The 20,709-nt window shown below is 56.5% G+C and carries 25 protein-coding genes; 6 read left to right on the top strand and 19 right to left on the bottom strand.

Translation table 11 applies throughout. The annotated features are described in order from the left end of the window. Positions 1-3: 3 nt before the first annotated feature. The 6 genes from phsB (at position 4) to NA197_RS03495 (ending at position 5,014) form a co-directional block, all read left to right on the top strand. Complete coding sequence (gene phsB / locus NA197_RS03520) at positions 4-582, top strand: thiosulfate reductase electron transport protein PhsB (RefSeq protein WP_001016236.1); 579 nt, start codon at positions 4-6, stop codon at positions 580-582. Further along, positions 579-1,343 carry a thiosulfate reductase cytochrome B subunit gene (gene phsC, locus NA197_RS03515; protein WP_001092553.1) on the top strand — a complete coding sequence of 255 codons (765 nt, stop codon included), beginning with the start codon at positions 579-581 and terminating at the stop codon, positions 1,341-1,343. Before phsB ends, phsC begins: the two co-directional genes overlap by 4 nt. A gap of 123 nt (positions 1,344-1,466) precedes the next feature. Then, the gene (gene dacD, locus NA197_RS03510; RefSeq protein ID WP_058116001.1) at positions 1,467-2,639 is read left to right on the top strand and encodes a serine-type D-Ala-D-Ala carboxypeptidase DacD; all 1,173 of its coding nucleotides are present in this window, start codon (positions 1,467-1,469) and stop codon (positions 2,637-2,639) included. Positions 2,640-2,789: 150 nt separating this feature from the next. Next, entirely contained in the window at positions 2,790-3,257 is a 468-nt protein-coding gene (gene sbmC, locus NA197_RS03505) for a DNA gyrase inhibitor SbmC (RefSeq protein WP_000384326.1), read from the top strand. A 118-nt stretch (positions 3,258-3,375) separates the two neighbouring features. Continuing rightward, positions 3,376-4,434 (top strand): FUSC family protein, encoded by a 1,059-nt coding sequence (locus tag NA197_RS03500; protein WP_001200858.1) that lies wholly within the window; start codon positions 3,376-3,378, stop codon positions 4,432-4,434. 244 nt (positions 4,435-4,678) lie between these two features. Beyond that, entirely contained in the window at positions 4,679-5,014 is a 336-nt protein-coding gene (locus NA197_RS03495; protein WP_000450405.1) for a DUF496 family protein, read from the top strand. 33 nt (positions 5,015-5,047) lie between these two features. On the opposite strand, the gene pduX is transcribed toward NA197_RS03495, so the two are convergent. From pduX to pduC, 19 genes are all read right to left on the bottom strand, one after another. Further along, positions 5,048-5,914 carry an L-threonine kinase PduX gene (gene pduX / locus NA197_RS03490; RefSeq protein WP_001808089.1) on the bottom strand — a complete coding sequence of 289 codons (867 nt, stop codon included), beginning with the start codon at positions 5,912-5,914 and terminating at the stop codon, positions 5,048-5,050. Between the two features lie 93 nt (positions 5,915-6,007). Then, the gene (gene pduW, locus NA197_RS03485) at positions 6,008-7,222 is read right to left on the bottom strand and encodes a propanediol utilization propionate kinase PduW (RefSeq protein WP_064043509.1); all 1,215 of its coding nucleotides are present in this window, start codon (positions 7,220-7,222) and stop codon (positions 6,008-6,010) included. Continuing rightward, the gene (pduV, locus tag NA197_RS03480) at positions 7,207-7,659 is read right to left on the bottom strand and encodes a propanediol utilization protein PduV (RefSeq protein WP_052931836.1); all 453 of its coding nucleotides are present in this window, start codon (positions 7,657-7,659) and stop codon (positions 7,207-7,209) included. The genes pduW and pduV overlap by 16 nt, the downstream gene beginning before the upstream one ends. 4 nt (positions 7,660-7,663) lie before the next feature. Next, positions 7,664-8,014 (bottom strand): propanediol utilization microcompartment protein PduU, encoded by a 351-nt coding sequence (pduU, locus tag NA197_RS03475; RefSeq protein ID WP_000441103.1) that lies wholly within the window; start codon positions 8,012-8,014, stop codon positions 7,664-7,666. Beyond that, entirely contained in the window at positions 8,014-8,568 is a 555-nt protein-coding gene (gene pduT / locus NA197_RS03470; protein ID WP_000075774.1) for a propanediol utilization microcompartment protein PduT, read from the bottom strand. Before pduT ends, pduU begins: the two co-directional genes overlap by 1 nt. A 2-nt stretch (positions 8,569-8,570) precedes the next feature. Continuing rightward, on the bottom strand, positions 8,571-9,926 hold the full coding sequence (gene pduS / locus NA197_RS03465; RefSeq protein WP_064043508.1) for a cobalamin reductase PduS: 1,356 nt from the start codon (positions 9,924-9,926) through the stop codon (positions 8,571-8,573). Further along, complete coding sequence (gene pduQ, locus NA197_RS03460; protein WP_064043507.1) at positions 9,923-11,035, bottom strand: 1-propanol dehydrogenase PduQ; 1,113 nt, start codon at positions 11,033-11,035, stop codon at positions 9,923-9,925. The genes pduS and pduQ overlap by 4 nt, the downstream gene beginning before the upstream one ends. A gap of 11 nt (positions 11,036-11,046) precedes the next feature. After that, the gene (gene pduP, locus NA197_RS03455) at positions 11,047-12,441 is read right to left on the bottom strand and encodes a CoA-acylating propionaldehyde dehydrogenase PduP (protein ID WP_023234599.1); all 1,395 of its coding nucleotides are present in this window, start codon (positions 12,439-12,441) and stop codon (positions 11,047-11,049) included. Continuing rightward, positions 12,438-13,448, bottom strand: a complete 1,011-nt coding sequence (gene pduO, locus NA197_RS03450; RefSeq protein ID WP_058331800.1) for a two-domain cob(I)yrinic acid a,c-diamide adenosyltransferase PduO — start codon at positions 13,446-13,448, stop codon at positions 12,438-12,440. The genes pduP and pduO overlap by 4 nt, the downstream gene beginning before the upstream one ends. A gap of 9 nt (positions 13,449-13,457) precedes the next feature. Beyond that, positions 13,458-13,733, bottom strand: a complete 276-nt coding sequence (gene pduN / locus NA197_RS03445) for a propanediol utilization microcompartment protein PduN (RefSeq protein WP_000549825.1) — start codon at positions 13,731-13,733, stop codon at positions 13,458-13,460. Between the two features lie 3 nt (positions 13,734-13,736). Further along, positions 13,737-14,228: a propanediol utilization microcompartment protein PduM gene (gene pduM, locus NA197_RS03440; protein WP_064043506.1), complete on the bottom strand. Its 492-nt coding sequence runs from the start codon at positions 14,226-14,228 to the stop codon at positions 13,737-13,739. Beyond that, positions 14,225-14,857: a phosphate propanoyltransferase gene (locus NA197_RS03435; protein WP_000356712.1), complete on the bottom strand. Its 633-nt coding sequence runs from the start codon at positions 14,855-14,857 to the stop codon at positions 14,225-14,227. Before NA197_RS03435 ends, pduM begins: the two co-directional genes overlap by 4 nt. Next, positions 14,857-15,339, bottom strand: a complete 483-nt coding sequence (gene pduK / locus NA197_RS03430) for a propanediol utilization microcompartment protein PduK (RefSeq protein ID WP_001284382.1) — start codon at positions 15,337-15,339, stop codon at positions 14,857-14,859. Before pduK ends, NA197_RS03435 begins: the two co-directional genes overlap by 1 nt. Before the next feature lie 3 nt (positions 15,340-15,342). Beyond that, on the bottom strand, positions 15,343-15,618 hold the full coding sequence (gene pduJ, locus NA197_RS03425; RefSeq protein WP_001057755.1) for a propanediol utilization microcompartment protein PduJ: 276 nt from the start codon (positions 15,616-15,618) through the stop codon (positions 15,343-15,345). Between the two features lie 19 nt (positions 15,619-15,637). Beyond that, positions 15,638-15,988 carry a propanediol dehydratase reactivase beta subunit PduH gene (gene pduH, locus NA197_RS03420; protein ID WP_017465522.1) on the bottom strand — a complete coding sequence of 117 codons (351 nt, stop codon included), beginning with the start codon at positions 15,986-15,988 and terminating at the stop codon, positions 15,638-15,640. Next, positions 15,978-17,810 (bottom strand): propanediol dehydratase reactivase alpha subunit PduG, encoded by a 1,833-nt coding sequence (pduG, locus tag NA197_RS03415; RefSeq protein WP_001268879.1) that lies wholly within the window; start codon positions 17,808-17,810, stop codon positions 15,978-15,980. The genes pduH and pduG overlap by 11 nt, the downstream gene beginning before the upstream one ends. Positions 17,811-17,819: 9 nt before the next feature. Further along, positions 17,820-18,341, bottom strand: coding sequence for a propanediol dehydratase small subunit PduE (pduE, locus tag NA197_RS03410; protein WP_001090597.1), 522 nt, complete (start codon positions 18,339-18,341; stop codon positions 17,820-17,822). Between the two features lie 14 nt (positions 18,342-18,355). Next, positions 18,356-19,030: a propanediol dehydratase medium subunit PduD gene (pduD, locus tag NA197_RS03405; RefSeq protein ID WP_000405048.1), complete on the bottom strand. Its 675-nt coding sequence runs from the start codon at positions 19,028-19,030 to the stop codon at positions 18,356-18,358. A gap of 10 nt (positions 19,031-19,040) precedes the next feature. After that, positions 19,041-20,705, bottom strand: coding sequence for a propanediol dehydratase large subunit PduC (gene pduC / locus NA197_RS03400; RefSeq protein WP_001256896.1), 1,665 nt, complete (start codon positions 20,703-20,705; stop codon positions 19,041-19,043). Positions 20,706-20,709 lie beyond the last annotated feature (4 nt).

Here is a 20,709-nt window from a genome sequence, read left to right as displayed (position 1 = left end):
ACCATGAATCATTTAACGAATCAGTACGTCATGCTGCATGATGAAAAACGTTGTATCGGCTGCCAGGCGTGTACCGTTGCCTGCAAAGTGCTTAATGACGTACCGGAGGGATTTAGCCGCGTACAGGTACAAATTCGCGCCCCTGAACAGGCATCCAACGCACTAACCCATTTTCAATTTGTCCGCGTCTCCTGTCAGCACTGTGAAAATGCGCCATGTGTCAGCGTTTGTCCTACCGGAGCGTCATATCGTGATGAAAACGGGATCGTGCAGGTGGATAAATCGCGCTGTATTGGCTGCGATTATTGTGTTGCCGCATGTCCTTTCCATGTGCGCTATTTGAATCCGCAAACCGGTGTCGCCGACAAGTGTAACTTCTGCGCCGACACGCGGTTGGCGGCTGGCCAGTCTCCGGCGTGCGTATCCGTTTGCCCAACGGACGCGCTGAAATTCGGCAGACTGGATGAGAGCGAGATCCAGCGCTGGGTCGGTCAGAAAGAGGTCTATCGCCAGCAGGAGGCGCGTAGCGGCGCGGTCAGTCTGTACCGTCGTAAAGAAGTCCATCAGGAGGGTAAAGCATGAATACTATCTGGGGAGCGGAACTACATTATGCGCCAGATTATTGGCCGCTGTGGTTAATTTATGCAGGCGTCGTGGTGCTGCTCATGCTTGTTGGGCTGGTTATCCATGCGTTATTGCGCCGGATGCTGGCGCCAAAAACAGCGGGCGGTGAAGAACATCGTGACTATCTCTACTCGCTGGCGATTCGCCGTTGGCATTGGGGAAATGCGTTACTGTTTGTTTTATTACTGTTAAGCGGTTTATTTGGTCATTTTTCTCTCGGCCCTGTAGCGCTAATGGTACAAGTGCATACCTGGTGTGGTTTTGCCTTACTGGCTTTCTGGGTCGGGTTTGTGCTGATCAACCTCACCACAGGTAACGGGCGTCACTATCGGGTAAATTTTTCCGGACTGGTAACGCGCTGCATACGCCAGACGCGTTTTTACCTTTTTGGCATCATGAAAGGGGAAGCGCATCCGTTCGCGGCAACAGAGCAGAATAAGTTCAATCCACTGCAACAACTGGCATATCTGGCAATTATGTACGCGCTGGTACCGCTGTTAATCATCACCGGTTTGCTGTGTCTCTATCCGCAGGTTGCGGGTCTGGGCCCTGTGATGCTGGTGCTGCATATGGCGCTTGCTATCATCGGCTTACTGTTTATTTGCGCGCATCTCTATCTGTGTACTCTTGGCGACACGCCGGGACAAATTTTCCGTAGCATGGTTGACGGCTATCACCGTCATCGTACCGCGCCGCGCGGGGATAAGTCCGCCGTCTGAGCATATCCATAAAATAAAGTCAGCAAGAAAATGTGCCTTGTGTCACATTTTCTTGCAATTTATCCATGTTTGTTTAACTGAACTTCCGTAAAAAGAACGGCAAATTGAGACCATCCTGAGGACATGCTGTTGAAACGCCGTTTGTTTATTGCCGCTTCTTTATTCGCGATGCACCTTTCTCCTGCGCTTGCGGCCGATGCCGTAAGTTTTGCTCCCCAACCGCCAGCCATTGATGCAGGCGCCTGGGTGTTGATGGATTACACTACGGGACAGGTTCTTACCGCCGGTAATGAACACCAGCAACGTAATCCCGCCAGCCTTACCAAGCTAATGACGGGCTACGTCGTCGATCGCGCCATCGATAGTCATCGTATCAGCCCTGACGATATCGTCACCGTTGGGCGCGATGCCTGGGCGAAGGATAATCCGGTGTTTGTCGGCTCCTCGTTGATGTTTTTAAAAGAAGGGGATCGCGTGTCGGTACGCGATTTAAGCCGTGGCTTAATTGTGGATTCCGGTAACGATGCCTGTGTGGCGCTGGCGGATTATATCGCGGGCGGGCAGCCGCAGTTTGTGGCGATGATGAACAGCTATGTGAAAAAACTCAATTTACGGGATACCCATTTTGAAACCGTCCACGGTCTGGATGCGCCGGGACAACATAGCTCCGCGTATGACCTGGCCGTACTCTCCCGGGCGATTATTCACGGTGAACCTGAATTTTATCACATGTACAGCGAGAAGAGCCTGACCTGGAACGGCATCACACAGCAGAACCGCAACGGCTTGTTGTGGGATAAGACCATGCATATTGATGGGCTTAAAACCGGACACACATCGGGGGCGGGATTTAATCTTATCGCATCGGCGGTGGACGGGCAGCGTCGACTTATCGCCGTCGTGATGGGAGCGAAAAGTTCGAAAGGACGCGAGGAACAGGCGCGAAAACTGTTGCAATGGGGCCAGCAAAACTTTGCGACGGTGCAGATTTTGCACAGCGGTAAAAAAGTGGGCAGCGAGCGAATCTGGTATGGAGATAAAGAAAAGATTGCGCTGGGTACGGAACAGGACTTCTGGATGGCGCTGCCTAAAGCGGAAATTCCGCATATCAAAGCAAAATATGTGCTGGATAGAAATGATCTGGAGGCGCCAATCGCCGCTCATCAGCGGGTAGGTGAAATAGAGCTCTACGATCGAGATAAACTGATCGCTCAGTGGCCGCTGGTCACTCTGGAATCGGTGGGTAAAGGCGGTATGTTCTCTCGTCTGAGCGACTATTTTCAGCATAAAGCGTAAGCCGTTGTCACACACCGTTCACCGTCACCTGAAGTGTCAAAAGGGCGGGAGTGCGAGGTTGCTCACAAAATGTTCACTCTGTCCTTGTGACCGTAAAATGTCGCAATTATACTGTACATTCATACAGTGTAGTGAGGTGACGGAGGCAGCATGGATTACGAAATCAGGCAGGAACAAAAACGCAAGATAGCCGGTTTCCACATGGTCGGTCCATGGGAACACACCGTGAAGCAGGGTTTTGAACAACTGATGACGTGGGTGGATCGACAGCGGATCGTGCCAGTTGAATGGATTGCCGTCTATTACGACAATCCAGATGTCGTACCTGCGGAAAAACTCCGCTGCGATACCGTGGTGTCCGTGGCAGAGAATTTCATCCTGCCGGACAATAGCGAAGGCGTAATCGTGACCGCCATTGAAGGCGGCGAATATGCCACTGCTGTCGCGCGTGTGGAAGACCGTGACTTTGCGAAGCCGTGGGAACGGTTTTTTGACGTCCTGGAGCAGGATAGCGCTTATCAGATAGCCTCTGCGCCCTGTTTTGAAACCTATCTGAATAACGGCATGGAAGATGGATACTGGGATATTGAAATGTATATTCCGGTACAGCGGAAGTGATCGACTGGTTTCCTGTCTGAAAAGAGCGGACGGATAATGTGTTCCGTCCGCCAGTGCGCTATTTTTGCTATAAAGCAGGTACAATGCATTTTTTGCCATTCCCGTAAGGAGCGCAAGCGTGCGTGCCGATAAGTCATTAAGCCCTTTTGAAATACGGTTGTACCGTCATTATCGCATTGTGCATGGCATACGTATCGCCCTGGCGTTCATTCTTACCTTTCTGCTGGTTCGTCTGTTTTCTATTCCCGAAGGCACATGGCCGCTAATCACGTTAGTGGTGATTATGGGGCCCATCTCATTTTGGGGAAATGTAGTGCCTCGTGCTTTTGAGCGCATAGGCGGTACGATCCTGGGCGCGGCGTTAGGGCTGGTGGCGCTACGCCTGGAGCTCTTTTCCTTACCGCTGATGCTGGTGTGGTGTGCGATAGCGATGTTTTTGTGCGGCTGGCTGGCCTTAGGGAAAAAACCGTATCAGGCGCTACTGATAGGCATAACGCTCGCCGTTGTTGTCGGCGCTCCTGCTGGTGATATGAATACGGCATTATGGCGTGGCGGGGATGTGATTTTGGGGTCGCTACTGGCAATGTTGTTTACCGGCATTTGGCCCCAGCGCGCCTTTTTGCACTGGCGCATCCAACTGGCGCATTGCGTCACGGCGTATAATCGGGTGTATCAGGCAGCGCTGTCGCCGAATTTGCTGGAGCGCCCCCGGTTGGATAAACATTTGCAACGGTTGCTGAACGATGTCGTCAAAATGCGCGGGCTGATAACGCCCGCCAGTAAAGAAACCCGGATACAAAAATCTATTTTCGAGGCCATTCAGACCATCAACCGCAATCTGGTTTGTATGCTTGAATTACAAATCAATGCCCACTGGGCGACGCGCGCCAGCCATTTTGTGATGCTTAACGCGCACACATTGCGTGAAACCCAGCAGATGACGCAGCAAACCTTGTTAACGATCGCCCACGCGTTGTTTGAAGGCAACCCGCAGCCGGTACTGGCAAATACCGGTAAACTGAATGATATTGCTGCCGAGTTGCGGCAGCTAATGAACGAGCAGCAGGGCGACGCGGTGGCTGAAACCCCCATCCACGGCTATGTTTGGCTAAGTATGGAAACGGCCCGACAGTTGGAACTGCTTTCACACTTGATCTGCCGGGCTTTGCGCAAATAAAAAGCAGATGGGGCGAATGAATTTGTTGCTGCTTCGATTCAGCAAAGATTAAGAGTATGATACTAATATAAGGATAAAATGAGTGCTACTGGCAACGATTTTATCCCCGAACCTTCAGGTTTCCCCAGACGGCGACGTAACGGTGTTTCCTCTGGCGGCTTGAAGTATGACGGGGATAAACGTAATGTTTATCCACTAGCAGTTGCTTAACGAATCCGAATCTCACATTATCAGGGGTGTAAAAATGGAAACAACCAAGCCTTCTTTCCAGGACGTGCTGGAGTTTGTTCGTCTGTTCCGTCGCAAAAATAAACTGCAGCGTGAAATTCAGGACATTGAGAAGAAGATCCGTGACAACCAGAAGCGTGTGCTGCTGCTGGACAACCTGAGCGACTACATCAAGCCAGGTATGAGCGTTGAGGCGATTCAGGGTATCATCGCCAGTATGAAAAGCGACTATGAAGATCGCGTTGATGACTACATCATTAAAAATGCCGAAATCTCCAAAGAGCGTCGCGACATTTCCAAAAAGCTGAAAGCGATGGGCGAAATGAAACACGCCGATGTAAAAGCCGAATAATGCGCTACGGCAGTGGGAGCGTATATCAGGCTCTCACTGCAGTTTGACCCCGCCTGTGACCATCTTGAGTAAATGTTGTTTTGGCCAGTGTCGGGTAAGTTTTTTCTCTGCCAGCTTACCTTTCAGGCGCGCAATATCATGACGTTTCCGGTCCAGCATCAGACCCACCACGCTACCGCTATGCGCCACGTTCAATCCGTATAAATCACACTCTTCGACCAGCGATAGCAGGGCGGTAAAGCCCGGCTTAGGTAACAGCGTCTGGCTGGCGATAGCGCTAAGCGTAGCCGCCTCACCCAGTCGGAGCGGATTTTGCGTTATACAGGCTTCCTGCACCAGATTCCAGGCCTGCTGCAAGGTTGGTGAACTTGCTATTAATTTCTGCTGGCGAGGGAGACGGTGGTAATCTTGCGTGCGCAGTGTGACCGGGCTTTCCAGTACCAGCAAATCGATTGGCGGCGGTGGCTCGCAGGCGATTTGCGTGGCCGCATTATTATGATCAAACAGCGTTAACTGATGAAAAACGGTGCTATCAGTGGGTTCGATTGAGACGCAAAGCTGTGCAAGGGTGGTTTCATCCAGCGAATGGCCAAGATGATGCGCCGTTGCCACCGCCGTAGCGGCAATATCTGCGGTGCTGCTGGCCATGCCTTTGGCAACGGGAATTGACGAACGCACATCGACGCGAATCTCGTTACTCCAGTGCGCAGGATACTGCCAGTGCGCCAGAACTCGCTCCACCATCGCCCGCGACAATGGACGCTCGTTTACCAACGGCGGCGCAGCCGTGACTGCTACGGTGCTGTACCAGTCAACGGGGCAGGAGACCAGTTTCTCACTGCCCAGAATCCATCCCTGGATAAGTTCCCCGCATGAGGCGGGGCATTGCGCAACAGCCACGTTATCACCTTTCAGGTACGAATAGTGTGCGCGCATAGTGTCATGGTAAAAGCGTTATTACCATGACTTGCCGCAATGCGTCGTATAACCCTCTCAGGCTGGTACACAAAGCCCTTCCGTGGCCGGTAGCGCAATGCGCATAACGTCTTGTGCGATCATTAACTCTTCGTTGGTGTTGATGACAGCGACTTTCACCAGGGCGTTCTCCGTCTGGATAAATGTTGCATTACGCTGATTTTTCTCTTCATCAACGGCTAAGCCTAAAAATTGCAAATTATGGCACACCGCCGATCTGGCGCGCGCTGAGTTCTCGCCAATGCCCCCAGTGAATACCAGCGCATCCAGTCCTCCCATCTGCATAATATAGCTGCCAATGGTGGCGCGAATGCGTTCGGCAAACAGAGTGAGAGCGAGTTTAGCCTGCCGGTTACCGGTATTGGCTGCCTGTTCGACATCGCGGTAATCAGACGACACGCCAGAAACGCCCAGCAAGCCTGACTCATTATTTAATAACTGATTCAACTGTTGCGGCGTTTTGCTTTCGCGCTGGGCTATCCACGGCAGAATAGAGGGATCAATATCTCCGCTACGGGTGCCCATCATCACGCCTGACTGCGGCGTAAAGCCCATCGACGTATTGACCGAACGTCCGTTCTTGATGGCGCAGATGCTGCTACCGTTTCCAAGATGACAACAAATCACCCGTAATGCGCTGAGTGGTACGCCCAGCTTTTCCGCCAGAACGCCGCTGACATACTTATGGCTGGTGCCATGAAAGCCATAACGGCGAATTCCCAGTTCAGCATAATAATGCCAGGGAAGCGGGTAAATATAGGCGGGTTCATCCAGCGTCTGGTGAAATGCCGTATCAAACACGGCTACGGAAGGGGCATCAGGCAACAGTTGACGGAAAATGTGAATACCCAACGCGTTTACCGGGTTGTGAAGCGGGGCCAGTTCAGCAAGACGTTCGATTTGCGCTAACGTTTCATTCGTGACCAGCGTCGAGTCTTTAAAAAACTCACCGCCGTGCGCCACACGATGGCCCACCCCATCAATGTCCCGCAGACTGTTAATGATTTGATAACCCAGCAGCTTTTCCAGAAGCAGCGTTACCGCATCGCGATGATCGGCAACGGGGACGGTTTTCTGCCATTTTTGGCTGTGCGTCTTAATTGTCACCTGCGCATCCGCCATACCGATACGCTCAATCAGCCCCTGACAGAGCATGTCGCCCTGCGGCATCTCCAGCAGCTGGAATTTTAACGATGAGCTGCCGGCGTTAATGGCCATTATTTTGTAAGACATAAAGGTTCCTTCGAATTCAGAAAATCCAGCACGGCGTCGAGACCCGAGTTATTTAGCGCGCTGGTAATAAAAATCTGCTGTGCGCCAGCCTGCGTAAGCCATTGTGCAACCAGCGAAATACGCTGCGGGTCGGCGAGATCGGCCTTGGTGACCAGGCCAATCGTCGGGCGGTTCATCGGGGCGGTAAACCCCGGAGAAAAGGGCGACCACTGGGCGTCGGCATTTAACACCAGGGCGATAACGTCGGCCTCGCAGGCGCTGGTCAGCAGGGCGCTATACAGGCAGCGGTTCTCCAGGTACTCGCCCGGCGTGTCGATGGCCATCGGCGACCATTCAATCGCCTGGGTTTTCTTATAATGGAGCGCTTCGCCGCGCAGGCTTTGGGTCAGCGAGGTTTTCCCGCACTGGCTGGGGCCGATAAACATCAAACGCTTCATGACGTTACGTCCGGGTGATCGAACAGGTGGTGAACTGCATCATTTCGCCCAGCGTGCGCGTCACCTGCTTAAGGGCATATTCCACGGCGGAAACATCGCCAGTCAGCACCACCGCGCCGGTAAAGCGGTCAAGAAACCCAATCTCCACCGCGCCGGATTTGGTAGCAATATCGCAGGCAATAATCGATGCTTCGCTCGGCGTGATGGTAAGGATGCCAATGGCGGACACCGCATCCTGCAGGCCCAGCTTCTTAAAGAGATCTTTCCCTGGATTAGCAATCAGGTGCGCGAGAGTGACCTGTTTCCCCGGCACGTATTCCTGAATCATGCGATCCGTTGTCGGTTGTCTTTCCATTATCCCTCCACCATCTGTCGCCACATGGCTTCATGCGGGCGTGGGATCACCGAGCGGTAAACCAGCAACCCTTTCTCGCCCGCGCTTTCGCTGGCGACCGTCACGGCGTTATTGACGTCAGAAACGTCGCCCGCCACCACCATGTAACATTTACCGCCGATACCGAAGGCCATATGCACCCGCACCAGGGTGACGTTTGAGCCTTTCACCGCCCGGTCTGCGGCGCTAATGCAGGCCGCCACGCTCCAGGTTTCGACGATACCTACCGCCTGGCGCTTATCGACGCTGTTCAGGCCGCTGATGGCCGGAAGTACGCTGGGATGAATATTCGCCAGCACCAGGCTGTCGACGAGCATCTCGCCGGCCTGCGACGTACCGGTTTCAATGGCCTGCTGGACAGCGCCGATATCCCCGCCGAGCATCAGTAAAAACTTCCCCGGGCAGATGGTCTTGCTGACCAATAGATCGACGTTGGCGCTTTTCAGCATCGCATCACCAAGCTCCATCCCTTTGGCGATGCTGGTGAGTTCTAAAATTCCTATAGCCTGAGACATGGTTAACCTCTTACAACCGTGATGGCCTGTTCGCTGATGGCCGATACAACGCCGTCGATGCTGGCGTGAATGGGGGCGCCGAGCGCGCCAGGAGGGACATCGGCAACGCATTGCCCGCGTGTCACGCGTTCTCCCACCGCAACGTTCGCTACTGCGCTGGCACCAATATGCTGGCGCAGTTGCAAAGTCACTGTTCCTACAGCCGGTTCGTCTTCAACCAACGGTGCTTCCTGATACCAGGGGCTAAGCCCCAGTTTGGCGATCAGCCGCTTCACTGGCACGAGGCGATATTTCGCCATTTCGTCGGCCGGATTCAGCGGCCCTTCGTAGCGCTGGTTTTGCGCCCGCAGCTCGCGTTTTAACATGCGGTTGATGCGCATCGGCGAGATCCCGACCGGGCAGGCCACGCTTTCGCAAACGTTGCATTCCGAGCAGGTAAGGGCGCTCAGCAGCAGTTGCGGCGTGGCAGCCTGATGAAAGTTCACCGCCCGCACCAGCAGGTGCGGAGAGAGTTCGTGGCCGATCAGATGTCGTGGGCAGAGATCGGTACAGAGTCGGCACTGTTCGCAGACGGTGCGCGCGACGGAAAGCACTGTGCGCTCGTCCTGCATCCTGCGCTGGATAAGCGGATGGCTTTTTGGGAGCACCAGCAGGCCGCCGGTAGTTTTCGTCACCGGGTTATCAAGAGAGGTAATCAGGCCACCCATCATCGGGCCGCCGTTAATAAAACCGGGGTTGTCGACCGTCGCGCCGCCAGCCAGCGCCAGCACTTCATGCAGTGACATGCCGACAGGAACGGTAACGGTCAACGGTCTGGCGACCGCGCCGTTCACGGTTATCGTGCGACGAGTGACCGGAAACTGCTGCTCGACCGCCCGGGCAATATTGAGCACCGTTTGCACGTTATTGACGACCACGCCGACGCTGGCCGGCAGCGCGGCAGGGGCGACCCGGCGGCCGGTTGCCATCCAGATAGTCAGCACCTCATCGCCCGCCGGATAAACATCCGGCAGAATATGCAGGCGGATACCGGCTGGCAGTAGTGGGGAGAGGGCGTCGATGGCCCGGCGGTATTTTTCTTTCAGGGCAATCACCCCTTCGCGCGCGCCGGTTGCCGTCATGGCGTACTGCACGCCGCGGACAAGACGCGCGGCCTGCTGCCACATCAGTTGCTGGTCAACTTTGAGCATCGGTTCACACTCGGCGGCGTTCACCAGAAAAATCTCTACCTGCGCCTGTAGCTTAACGTGGGCGGGAAAACCTGCGCCGCCCGCACCGACAACGCCCGCTGCGCGAACGCGCTCACGAATTTCATCGGCGCTAAGGGACATTTCAACGCTGTTGATGGCGGCGCTCATAGCAGTTCCTCCAGCAGTTCACGAATTTCCTCGGCGCTGGCCGGGCGCGGGTTGGTGCGCAACGTGACATCCGCCAGCGCGGCCTGCACCATCGCTGGAATACGTGCGGAAAAGTCGGATCTTCCTTCTTTTAGCGCAACGGCCAGTGAGGGAAGGGCACAGCGTTGCTTAAGCAGTTCGATTTGCTGAATCAGCGCATTGATCGCCGTGACATCGTTGGCTTCTGCCGGGCAAAAACCGCAGGCTTTGGCCAGCCGCGCGTAGCGTTTGGCTGCGCGCGGAACTCCGGCGTTAAAACGGATCACCGTCGTGAGCAGCAGCGCATTGGCCAGGCCATGCGGAAGATGAAACTGTCCGCCAAGCTGGTGGGCTATCGCGTGGTTAAGCCCCAGCCCCGCCTGGCTGAAGGCCATCCCGGCGAGCGTTGAGGCGTTGTGCATTTTTCCTCGTGTCGCCACGCAGTCGCCTTTTTCCACCGCCGTGGGCAGATACTGGAACACCAGTTTGGCGGCTTTTTCCGCCAGCGCGTCGGTAAAGTCGCTGGCGTGCGGTGACACCCACGCTTCCAGGGCGTGGGTCAGCACGTCCATACCGGTGTTGGCGGTAATCTGCGGCGGCACGCTGACCACCAGCTCCGGGTCGAGGATCGCCATATCCGGATACAGCGCATTGTTGAACAGCGGGTACTTAATGCCTTTATCCGGGTCGCTAATTACGCAGGCGCTGGTCACTTCCGAACCGGTGCCGCTGGTGGTCGGGATCGCCACGCAGGTTTCGATATTGATGCCGCTTTGCTGGCTAAACCAGACAATCGCTTTCGCCGCGTCCATTGCCGAGCCGCCGCCAAAACCGATCACCACCTGCGGTTGCAGGGCCTGCATTTGCGCAATGCCCTGCACCACGGTATGGATGGAGGGGTCCGGCGTTATCTCGCTAAAGACGCTGATGCGGTTATCTGCGGGCAGCGCGTTACGCAGGGTATCCAGCAGCGGAGAGCGCGCCAGAAAACCATCGCAGATTATCCAGATGTGCTTATTGGTAAAGCGCTTGAGTACCGCCAGGCTGCCCTGACCGCTGTACAACCGCGTTTGTAGTGAGAAGGTATTCATCGCGACCTCGGTTAGCGAATAGAAAAGCCGTTGGTCAGCACGCAGCGCCGGGAGCGGGCAAAAGTACGCGCTGACGTGGTCCCTTCACCGGTTGGCGTGGCGATAGTGAAGGTGGTAAAGCCTTCGCCGCCGACACCGATCCCGGCATAAGAGGGGCCGTTTTTGACGAATATCGAGGTTTGCAGCGTGCGGGCCGCGAGGTTCAGGCGTGACACGTTCTGCGAGTGCATAATGGCGGTATGATGCAGCCCCTCTTCAACCTTCAGGGCCAGCGCTAGCGCGCTATCGAAATCGCTGACTTTTACCACCGGCAGCATCGGCATCAACTGTTCGCTGGTGACCCACGGATCGTCAGCGTTAACCAGCGCAATCAGCAGACGCGGCGCTTTTGCAGGGACAGCGATCCCGGCGGCTTCCAGCATGGCCGATGGGCTCTTGCCGACCAGTTTTTTATTCGCCTGGCCTTCTGGCAGGCAGGCGGCGCGGAGTTTGTCGGTATCGGCAGGGCTTAGCAACAGCGCGCCGAAGGTTTGCATTTGCTGCACCAGACGCTCGGCGACGCTCTCCACTACGATCAGGCTTTTCTCGGCAATGCAGGGCAGGTTATAATCGAATGACGCGCCGTTGATGATATCTTCTGCCGCTTTCACCAGGTCCGCTGTTTCATCGACGATGCAGGGCGGGTTACCCGCGCCAGCGCCAATCACCTTCTTACCGCTCTTCATGCCCATTGCCACAATGCCGGGGCCGCCGGTAATAGCCAGTACCGCGATTCGCGGGTGGGCCATCATCTGCTGGGTCGCTTCGAAGGTGGGTTCAGCCACGGTCACCACCAGATTGCGGATGCCGCAGCAGCGGAAGGCAATCTCTTCAATCAGGCTAATCAGCTTCAGAGAGACCTTTTTCGCTCCCGGATGCGGGCTAAAGTAGACGCTGTTGCCCGCCGCCAACATGCTGATGCTGTTGTTGATGATGGTTTCCGTCGGGTTGGTGCTCGGCGCGACCGAACCGATAACGCCAAACGGTGAGTATTCAAACAGCACCATGCCGCCGTCGCCGGTCAGCGCGGTGGTGGTGAGATCTTCTACGCCCGGCGTGTTGTCCAGCGCAGCCTTGTTTTTGAGAAGCTTATCTTCTTTGTTGCCCATCCCTGTTTCATTGGCACTCTCTTCCGCCAGGGTCGCCAGCAGCGGCGTCAGCTCCTGACGCATCGCGCTGATAATGGCGCTGCGGGTTTTTAGCGGGCACTGCTGATAACGTAAGAACGCCTGGTGCGCGGCATCGATGGCCTCGCTCACGGACTGGAAAATCCCTTTGCCCTGAGGCTGGGCCGGAGTTTGCGCCGGCGTGGTTAATTGCTCGCTAAGAATGGTGCGAATCAGGGTTTCGAGTTCAGAAGTATTCATTGATGAGTTCCCACGTTAATAGCCGCAATGGCGGTCTGTGCTATGTCCATGTCCTGCTCAACGCTGCCGCCGCTGATGCCAAGACCCCCAATTAATATGCCGTCGCGCCACAGGGCGTAACCGCCGCCAAAGGTGACCACTTTTCCCTGTAAATGACTTTCCAGGCCATAAAGCGCCGCGCCTGGCTGAACAACATCGCTCAGCTCGTGGGTCGCCGTTTTCATGGCAACAGCGGTCCAGGCCTTTTTCGGCGCCAGCTCGCTGCTAACCAGCAGGGCGTCCGGCATCCGCCAGGTCACAGTTTCCGTGCCGTGTGCGTCAACGATGCTGACGACTACCGGAACCTGAAGCTGCTGCGCGCGCTCAACGGCGGCGCGGGTGAGCTGGTGCAGATCGTGGAATGAGAGGGCCACGGGCGTTGTCTCCTTGCTGCGGGTCGGCTGGCTGGCAGCCAGATAGCGCTTGCTAACTTCACGGATGATGTTGGCCTGATGCGCATCGCTATCTTCCGCGCGGGCCAGGGCGTACAGGCAGTCCGATAAGCGGTTGATGTAGCGCATCAGCACCTGGCGTACGTTGACTTCAGTTGCCAGTTCAACCAGACGGCGTTCGGCGCGGCGCGCCAGCGTGCGGGCAAAATGTAAGCGGCTCGCGGCTTCGCAGCGTCCGGGTAAAATAAAGCTGTGCAGCGGTTCGACGCGGGCCATTGCCCGATCGATAGCGGCTTCCAGAGCCGAAATATCTTCGCTGCTGATGTAGCGCTGTTTGGGCGACGGCTGCTCGCTGTCGCTGGCCAGCTCTGCGCTAAACCAAAAAAGTTGCTGCTGGATGGCCTCGAGTAAGGTGCGGTGATTTTCATCCGCAGCGGCGCAGGCGCACAGGCTCAGCGCGGCGTTCAGCTCATCCAGCGTGCCGTAGGCTTCAACCCGCGGGTGGGTTTTGCTCACCCGCTGGCCGGTAAACAGTGATGTGGTGCCAGCGTCACCTGTTCGGGTATAAATCGCCATAACCGCCCCTTAACGCGAAAGCGTATCTACAATGCCGACAACGGCGAGGTCGATGGCCTCATTTGGCCCGGAAAAAACGTGCCTGGCGCTGGAGCCGCCGCTGAGCAAAACCAGTTCGCCGACGCCCGCGCCGACGGAGTCCACGGCCACTTCATCGCCGGAGGTGGGCGAGGCGGGGAGTTCGCCATCGGCGCTGACCCGACGCACCAGCAGCAGCTTTTTCCCAATCAAAGAAGGTGATTTTTGCGTGGAGACAACCGCGCCCGTGACTCGTGCCAGATGCATGATTTACTCCTGCTTAATTAATTGAATATTCCGCGCATTGGCCGCGTCACACGCCATGGCGGTCACGATGCATTTGCGGTGGACAACCACACGCCCCCGGCTTAGCAGCGCGACATCGCGATAGCTCAGCACCGAACCCGCATGCAGAACCAGCGGCAGTCCGTGCTCGTCGGTGAATACCAGCGGCAGACGAGCCAGTTTTTTGACCGGGATAACCGGCAGCAGCTGGCTGTGCAGGCTGAGCTGTACGCGGATGCCAAACGCCAGCGCGTCGTGAATTTTCCGGGCTACGGCATCGTCGGTTTCTGCATCCGCAAGCTGACCCAGCAGCGGCAGGTCGACGAGCTGGATGCGCAGCGACGCGTGCTGACAGAACAGCGCTGGACAGTCGGCATCGCGAAGCTGCGTAACGCTCAGCGTCGCCGTGCTCTGGGCACGGCGCTGCAGTCGGGAGACAATCTCCTCGACAATGCGCTGCAAAATTTCGCCGTTCATCGCGGGCCTACCAGCCGGGCAAAGGCCTGCGGGTTATCGGCACCTGCGGCGTTGGCTTCATCGGTATCAATGTGCATTTCGAGGCGCATGTCCGGTGAAACGCGAATCGCCACATTGTTGAAAATCAGCCCGCGCTCGTCGCCTTCAATCGCTACCGAAACCCTATCGCCGTGGGAGACCTTCAGGATCAGCGCATCAAGCGGCGACATATGAATATGCCGCTGCGCGACGATAACCCCGGAAGGTAGCTCCAGTTCGCCAAAGGGGCTGACCAGGCGGATGCCAGGTGTGCCCTTCAGGTTGCCGGACATTCTCAGCGGCGCGGCAATCCCCAGTGTTCTGGCATCGGTACGCGATATTTCTACCTGGCTTACCGAGCGCAGCGGGCCGAGCAGGCGCACATTTTTGAGCTGCCCTTTCGGCCCTACCAGGGTGACGGTTTGCTCCGCAGCATATTGTCCCGGCTGCAGTAGCGCTTTTTTTTCGCTGATGGGATGGCCGGGAAACAGCCGCTCATAATCCTGCGCGGACAGGTGGATATGACGGTTTGAGACGCCCAGCGGAATAGGCCGCTGGCGCATCTCGTCGAGAACTTTACGGACCGTTGATTGCAGAAGCTCTTTATCCATTACGCTTCACCTCGCTTGCCGGAATGAATGCAAAGCGTACGAGGTTCGCCCTTCTGGCGCGGACATTTTGGATCCAGACACAGGTTGCAACTGACCAGTTCTGATTCCTGCGGGGCCTCTTCGGCTGGCGCTTCAGAAACGACATCAGCTATCTCTGACGCTTCAGGCTCAGGTTCAATGACGGAGGGTGGGGGCGTCTCTGCGAGCAGGATCCCTTCTCCGGGCCTGGCGATAACCTTGTGGGCCACCAGTCCATTCCGCTGTTCGGCGAAATGCGCACCGGTGGTGATAGCCGCCTGAACGGAGGCCACATCACCGGTAATTTTAATCACCATCCAGCCTGAACCATTGGTCTTTTCGAGGGCGAGCAGCGTGATAGAAGCGGATTTCGCCATGATATCGGCGCAGCTGATAGCCAGTGCCAGACCACAAACTTCAAGTAATCCCAGTGATTGCTTCACGCGGTGCTCCTTATTCGCCATCGATTAGGCTGATTTCGGTAAAATGGCCTCAACATCGCTGTGCGGACGCGGGATAACGTGGCAGGATTTCACTTCACCCACGACGCTTGCCGCCGCGCTGCCGGCATCTACGGCTGCTTTAACCGCGCCGACGTCGCCGCGAACCATGACTGTAACCAGGCCAGAACCAATTTTTTCGTAGCCCACCAGCTGTACGTTGGCAGATTTAACCATGGCGTCGGCAGCTTCAATGGCGCCTACTAACCCTTTTGTTTCAACCAGTCCCAGTGCGTTATTCATACTGCAGTTCTCCTGTTGCTTAGCTATTCAGATCCCGGAAAGGGATCCCTTTGACCAGCCGTGCCGCGTTATTACCGGTGTTGCGTTGGGCCTGACTGTCCTGATGATGCATCAGCGTAAAAAGCGGCGCCGATGCGGGTAAATTCTTGTAATGTACGACCAGCGAGTGTCGATCGCAGGCAATGCCGACCAGCAGCGGCGAGCTGCGCGCCGCCTGCCAGGCGCTGTCAACGATATCTCCAGCCGGGTGATGCTGAAGCAGGAAAGGGATGCCTTCCTCTTCAATGCCCAGCAGCACTTCGTGCCAGAGGCTGGCGCAGTCGTTGATAACGGTAATGACGATAGCCGGGGCGCTGTGATTACTGTCCATGCGCAAACTCCTTGTGCCAGGAGAGAATCAGGCCGGTGGCCACCGCGTTTCTTGGGCCTTCGCTGCCGCGAATATTTCCTCGCCCGGCGACCAGGCGGTAGTGCGCCAGCGCATCGGTGACCAACTGAGGAACTTCGAAATCCAGCGACGAGCCGCCGACCAGCACCACGAACGGAATATCGCGAATGTTGCCGGTTGGACTGACCTGGCGCAGCGCGCGCAGGGCGTTGGTGACAAAGACGCGTTCTTTAGCGCTGCGGCGAATGGCGCGCACTTTTTCCAGCGCTAAGTCGCCGGGAAGCGGCACCAGTTCGTCCGGTTTCACCACGCAGACGCGGGCGAACACGGCGGGAGGCAGCGGCGTCGGGAAGAACTGGACGCTGCCGTCCTCGTGGCGTAAGTGGAACAGGCTTTCGACCTTCGCCAGCGGGTATTTTTTGATCTCTTCCGCCAGATAGCGGTCTTCCAGCCCCAGCTCGCGGGCAATAATCATCGTCACCATGTCGCCTGCACCGGCGAGGTGAGTGGCGATGATTTCGCCTTTAGGGTTGATGATGGAGGCATCGGTGGAGCCCGCGCCGAGGTCAAGGATCGCCAGCGGTCGGGTGGTACCCGGCGTGGTCAGCGCGCCCAGAATGGCGGCTTCAGCCTCAGCGCCGCCGATCTGCACGTCGATATTAAGCTTCTGCTCAATTTCACGGGCAATCATCGCCATCTGCAGACGGTCTGATTTCACCATCGAGGCGATGCCGACGGCCTGCTCCAGTGAGAACTCCCCGGCCAGACCGCCGGTGACGCTCACCGGAACCGAGGTGTCAACGGCCAGAAGATCCTGAATGAAAATCTCGCTGCTGGGCTTATTGGTTAGCTCGGCCATGGTCTGGCGTACGTGCTCCAGCATGCCGCCGATATTGGTCCCGGCCTCGCCGGTGACGTTGTCGAGCTTGCCGCAGCCGTCCACCGCTTTCATGATAGCTTCGGCACCGGCGGCAACATCCACGCGCACGGTACGACCCTGAGCCTGCAGCTCCAGGTTACCGGCGGGTATTGCGCGCGCTTTGACGTCGCCGGATGGCGTTTTAACGACCACGGCGGAACGGTTGCCAATCAGCGCGCGCGCCATCGGGACGATGTTTTTCGTCTCATCGGCGTTGAGGTTGAATACGGTGGCGATGCCGTAAGGGTTGGAGAGGGTCTCGATAACCTTCCCCGGCACGGCGACTTCAATCGCCGCCAGCATCCCCAGCGGAATGCGGTCGATGTAGAGCACTTCGTCAACGATCGGCAGCGATTTTTCCAGCCGGTTGCTGACCAGCACGCCATCGTCGCGCTGCAAAATGACGCCGGTAATCTGGTATCCGGCGCGCATTGAGGCGTTGATAACATTGGCGATGTCGGCAAAATCGAATGCTGACGATACCACCAGAATATAGGACGAGTCCGCAGGGCGGGTTAACAGCTCCTCCGGCGTAATCGTGATACCCACACCAAGGCCTGCTCCGCCCGGCGTTTTTGGGTTATGGCCGATCATTGTCGATTCGGTGATGATGGTTTCGGTAATGGTTTCCATCGCCACATCGCCAATCACCGGCGTGGCTTCGTTAATGCGGATGAGCGAAATATCGCTGACATTGATCCCCGCGCGCTTTGCGACGAGGGCGAGCGCTTCCTGAATGCCGAACACGTTACGCAACGTGCCTTTGATCCCGGTGGTTTCCGCCAGCGCGCTGTGTGTAATCGTTAGTGCGCCAGTCTCATCTTGCCGCGCCAGTGCGACTTCCGTCGATGAGTTACCAATGTCAATGCCAGCTATATATCGCATACGAAATCCTTAATCGTCGCCTTTGAGTTTTTTACGCTCAACGTACAGCCCTGCCGCTTCACGAACGAAAGCTGCGCAAATCTTTGCCTGATAACGGTTTTCGAGATCGTCGGCGATAGCGAGCAGCTCTTCTTTCGTTGAACGATACGGACGAAGGGCGTTGTAGATTTCCAGTATGCGATCGTCCGGTACCGCGGTCAGTTCGGCGGCGCGTTCGAAGTTCATCGCCAGCCGGTCGCGGCCCGCGTCCTTGGCGATAGAAGCCTGTAAACGCAGGGTTTCCGGGGTAATACGCATATCCTGAGCGGTGACTTTATTGCTCAGCACGTTTTCCAGCGTAAAGTCGTCCAGCGTTTTATTGGTGGCGGTTTTCACCCATTCCGGGTGTTTGTTCGCCAGCGGGTAGTCGCTGACCTTTGCGCTGCGGGACGTGCCGCCTGCCGCCGGAGCCGCTGCTGGCGCATCGCCCTGCAGGCTGTTCATGCGGCTCAATACGTCCCGAACCATCGATTCAATTGCGTCGGTATTCATGGAGTTATCCTTTATCAAAGCGCCACGCGCAGTTCCTGCGGGTTTTTGCCCGTCACGACGTACTTGGTCTCTTTAATGTGCAAAATGGCCGACTTTGCCTGGTACTTCGGGCGTGCCATCTGGTCATTTAGCGTAGGGACCGGCTGCGGTGATTCGCGTTTCGCATAGCGGGCGGCGTTTTTACCAATCTGACGGTAGGTTTCCAGCGTCAGCAGCGGTGCCTGCGGGAACAGCTCCAGGTTGGAGAGCGGCGGTAGCCCCTGCTGGTGGATAACCGTAGTACCTTTCGACTGGATGCCGATGGAGATGCCGGATCCGCTCAGGCGGTTACCTTCAACGGCGACGAACGCCACGTCGGAAGATTTAAAGCAGCGAATCACGCGCGCTTTGATGCCTTCTTCTTCAATACCGGCAATGACTTCGCGCAGGATGCTCTTATGCGGTAAGCCGACGATATTAACAGTCTGTGCCAGGCCAAATGCCGGGCCGACGGCGATAATGACTTCGTCCTGCTGAGTGCCCTGGCGCGCTTCGCCCACTTCGGTCAGAAAGCCGTCGCCCGCAGGCGCAGCGGTCTGTGGCGCTGTGGATGCCGCAGGCGCATTAAACGAGACGGGTTTATCGCTGCCCTTCATATCGCGGAGTACGTCTTCAATTATCTGGCGCAGCAATTTTTCATTAATTTCCATTTCTCACCCCTTAATCAATCTCGTTGGGATCAAGAGCGCCAGGGATGTTTTTAATCTCTTCCCAGCGTTCTCCCTGCAGGCGATAACCTGTTGCCGGACCGGCATAGTCATTGACGTCATTAACCGCAGAGAGCACTTGTCCGTCGCCGACGATAATGGCGGAGGTGTGCAAATAGTCGCCGGTTAGCTTGGCTTTCTGGATGTTGAGCATGTCCTGGGCCACGTCGGTAAACCCGCCCTGCGCCAGCGCTTTCACAACTTCCAGACCGTTGCGGTTTTTATTGATGATTTCCTGGGCGAACTTGATGTCTTCGACGATGTTACGCTCCGGCATATCTTTCGAACCGTGGGCATAGGTCGCGGCTTCAACTTCTTCATCGGTAATCGGCGGTAGTCCCATTCCGGCAAACACGGCCTGCAGCGCGCGGGCGGCTTTGTTACGGATGGCGATAACGTCCTCTTCACGAACCGGGCGCAGACCGCCGTCCACTTTCAGGTCGCGCTGGATAACGTTGTAGTCGTCAAAGTCTTCCGCATCTTCGTTGGAACCGGCGAACATGTTGTCGTAGTTCGGCACCGCGGAATAACCAGAGGAGATAAAGTCGGTACCCGGCAGGAACTGCATCAGCAGGCGCGCGGTACGACGCATATCGGAGTGGGTGAAGGTCTGGTCGTTACTGGAGGCGCATTCCAGATCCAGCGAAGAGCAGATCAGGTTTTCCGCCAGCACGGCACGAATGCCTGACGGCACGGCAGACGGTACGCCGATGCAGCTTACGGAGCCGTTTTGCAGCCCCTGAACGCCCGCGGCTTTGGTGATATAGATGCAGCGCGCTTCCAGATACAGCATGGATTTGCCTTCGGCGTAGCCCATCTGTACTTCGGATCCGGAGCCGGAGGTGAAGCGCATTTTCAGGCCGCGAGAGGCATAGGAAGAGGCTAAGAAGCCCTTCGACCATGGGGTATCGTCACCGTCGGTGAAGACCGGCTCGGTGCCGTAAACGGAGATGGTTTCGGCGTAGCAGGTGTGGCCCAGCATGCCGAGCTTCAGCTCGGTGGCTTCTTCCAGCGAGCATTGAGTCAGTACCCCCGGACGACCTACCTGAGAACCAACCAGCAGCGCGATGGCGTTGAACGGCGCATAGCGCGCTACCGCAACCGTCGTCTCTTGTTCGTCAAACCCGCGCCATGCGCCTTCGGCGGCATCGGCGGCAATTTGCACCGGGTTGTCTTTAACGTTGGTGACGTGCGCCTGCTGAGACGGAGTGCGGCGGGCGCGCATTTTCTGCATCGCCATCATCATCTCAACCACGTTCATATGCGAAACCACTTCAACAATTTTCGCTGGGGTCATCGCGGTGGTTAGCGGGACGATTTCGCTGCGCTTGACGTTCGGATCGCAGAGCATGTTAGCCAGCTTGACCGAATCCATCGCCATCACTTCTTCGGCGCGGTTCAGGTTGATGCCGTAGCGGGCGATAAAGTGGTCGATCAGGTCGAATTCGCTAACCGGTTTTCCGTCCAGCTCGGTTACCGCGCCGTTAACGATTTTAATCGACGGTTTCGGGTCGTTCGGGCTTTCCATTGCGATAAAGCCTTCTTCGATCCACTCCTTAACAAAGCCGTCCTGATTCACAGGGCGTTTCGCCAGTGCTTCAAATCTTTTCGATCTCATGAAT

It is taken from the genome of Salmonella sp. NW884, from assembly GCF_051700745.1.
In the GTDB taxonomy this organism is placed as follows: Bacteria; Pseudomonadota; Gammaproteobacteria; order Enterobacterales; family Enterobacteriaceae; genus Salmonella; species Salmonella enterica.
The sequence above is the reverse complement of the archived record's forward strand: the minus strand, read 5'-3'. Positions and strand labels throughout refer to the sequence as shown.

What these genes read in the sequence shown, in the direction of transcription:
- pduD (WP_000405048.1), bottom strand. Translation starts at nt 19,030, where the DNA reads ATGGAAATTAATGAAAAATTGCTGCGCCAGATAATTGAAGACGTACTC.
- pduG (WP_001268879.1), bottom strand. Translation starts at nt 17,810, where the DNA reads ATGCGATATATAGCTGGCATTGACATTGGTAACTCATCGACGGAAGTC.
- NA197_RS03435 (WP_000356712.1), bottom strand. Translation starts at nt 14,857, where the DNA reads ATGGATAAAGAGCTTCTGCAATCAACGGTCCGTAAAGTTCTCGACGAG.
- pduP (WP_023234599.1), bottom strand. Translation starts at nt 12,441, where the DNA reads ATGAATACTTCTGAACTCGAAACCCTGATTCGCACCATTCTTAGCGAG.
- pduJ (WP_001057755.1), bottom strand. Translation starts at nt 15,618, where the DNA reads ATGAATAACGCACTGGGACTGGTTGAAACAAAAGGGTTAGTAGGCGCC.
- pduK (WP_001284382.1), bottom strand. Translation starts at nt 15,339, where the DNA reads ATGGCGAATAAGGAGCACCGCGTGAAGCAATCACTGGGATTACTTGAA.
- pduH (WP_017465522.1), bottom strand. Translation starts at nt 15,988, where the DNA reads ATGGACAGTAATCACAGCGCCCCGGCTATCGTCATTACCGTTATCAAC.
- pduW (WP_064043509.1), bottom strand. Translation starts at nt 7,222, where the DNA reads ATGTCTTACAAAATAATGGCCATTAACGCCGGCAGCTCATCGTTAAAA.
- phsB (WP_001016236.1), top strand. Translation starts at nt 4, where the DNA reads ATGAATCATTTAACGAATCAGTACGTCATGCTGCATGATGAAAAACGT.
- sbmC (WP_000384326.1), top strand. Translation starts at nt 2,790, where the DNA reads ATGGATTACGAAATCAGGCAGGAACAAAAACGCAAGATAGCCGGTTTC.
- pduM (WP_064043506.1), bottom strand. Translation starts at nt 14,228, where the DNA reads ATGAACGGCGAAATTTTGCAGCGCATTGTCGAGGAGATTGTCTCCCGA.
- pduE (WP_001090597.1), bottom strand. Translation starts at nt 18,341, where the DNA reads ATGAATACCGACGCAATTGAATCGATGGTTCGGGACGTATTGAGCCGC.
- pduO (WP_058331800.1), bottom strand. Translation starts at nt 13,448, where the DNA reads ATGGCGATTTATACCCGAACAGGTGACGCTGGCACCACATCACTGTTT.
- pduN (WP_000549825.1), bottom strand. Translation starts at nt 13,733, where the DNA reads ATGCATCTGGCACGAGTCACGGGCGCGGTTGTCTCCACGCAAAAATCA.
- pduQ (WP_064043507.1), bottom strand. Translation starts at nt 11,035, where the DNA reads ATGAATACCTTCTCACTACAAACGCGGTTGTACAGCGGTCAGGGCAGC.
- pduT (WP_000075774.1), bottom strand. Translation starts at nt 8,568, where the DNA reads ATGTCTCAGGCTATAGGAATTTTAGAACTCACCAGCATCGCCAAAGGG.
- NA197_RS03495 (WP_000450405.1), top strand. Translation starts at nt 4,679, where the DNA reads ATGGAAACAACCAAGCCTTCTTTCCAGGACGTGCTGGAGTTTGTTCGT.
- pduU (WP_000441103.1), bottom strand. Translation starts at nt 8,014, where the DNA reads ATGGAAAGACAACCGACAACGGATCGCATGATTCAGGAATACGTGCCG.
- phsC (WP_001092553.1), top strand. Translation starts at nt 579, where the DNA reads ATGAATACTATCTGGGGAGCGGAACTACATTATGCGCCAGATTATTGG.
- dacD (WP_058116001.1), top strand. Translation starts at nt 1,467, where the DNA reads ATGCTGTTGAAACGCCGTTTGTTTATTGCCGCTTCTTTATTCGCGATG.
- pduS (WP_064043508.1), bottom strand. Translation starts at nt 9,926, where the DNA reads ATGAGCGCCGCCATCAACAGCGTTGAAATGTCCCTTAGCGCCGATGAA.
- pduC (WP_001256896.1), bottom strand. Translation starts at nt 20,705, where the DNA reads ATGAGATCGAAAAGATTTGAAGCACTGGCGAAACGCCCTGTGAATCAG.
- pduV (WP_052931836.1), bottom strand. Translation starts at nt 7,659, where the DNA reads ATGAAGCGTTTGATGTTTATCGGCCCCAGCCAGTGCGGGAAAACCTCG.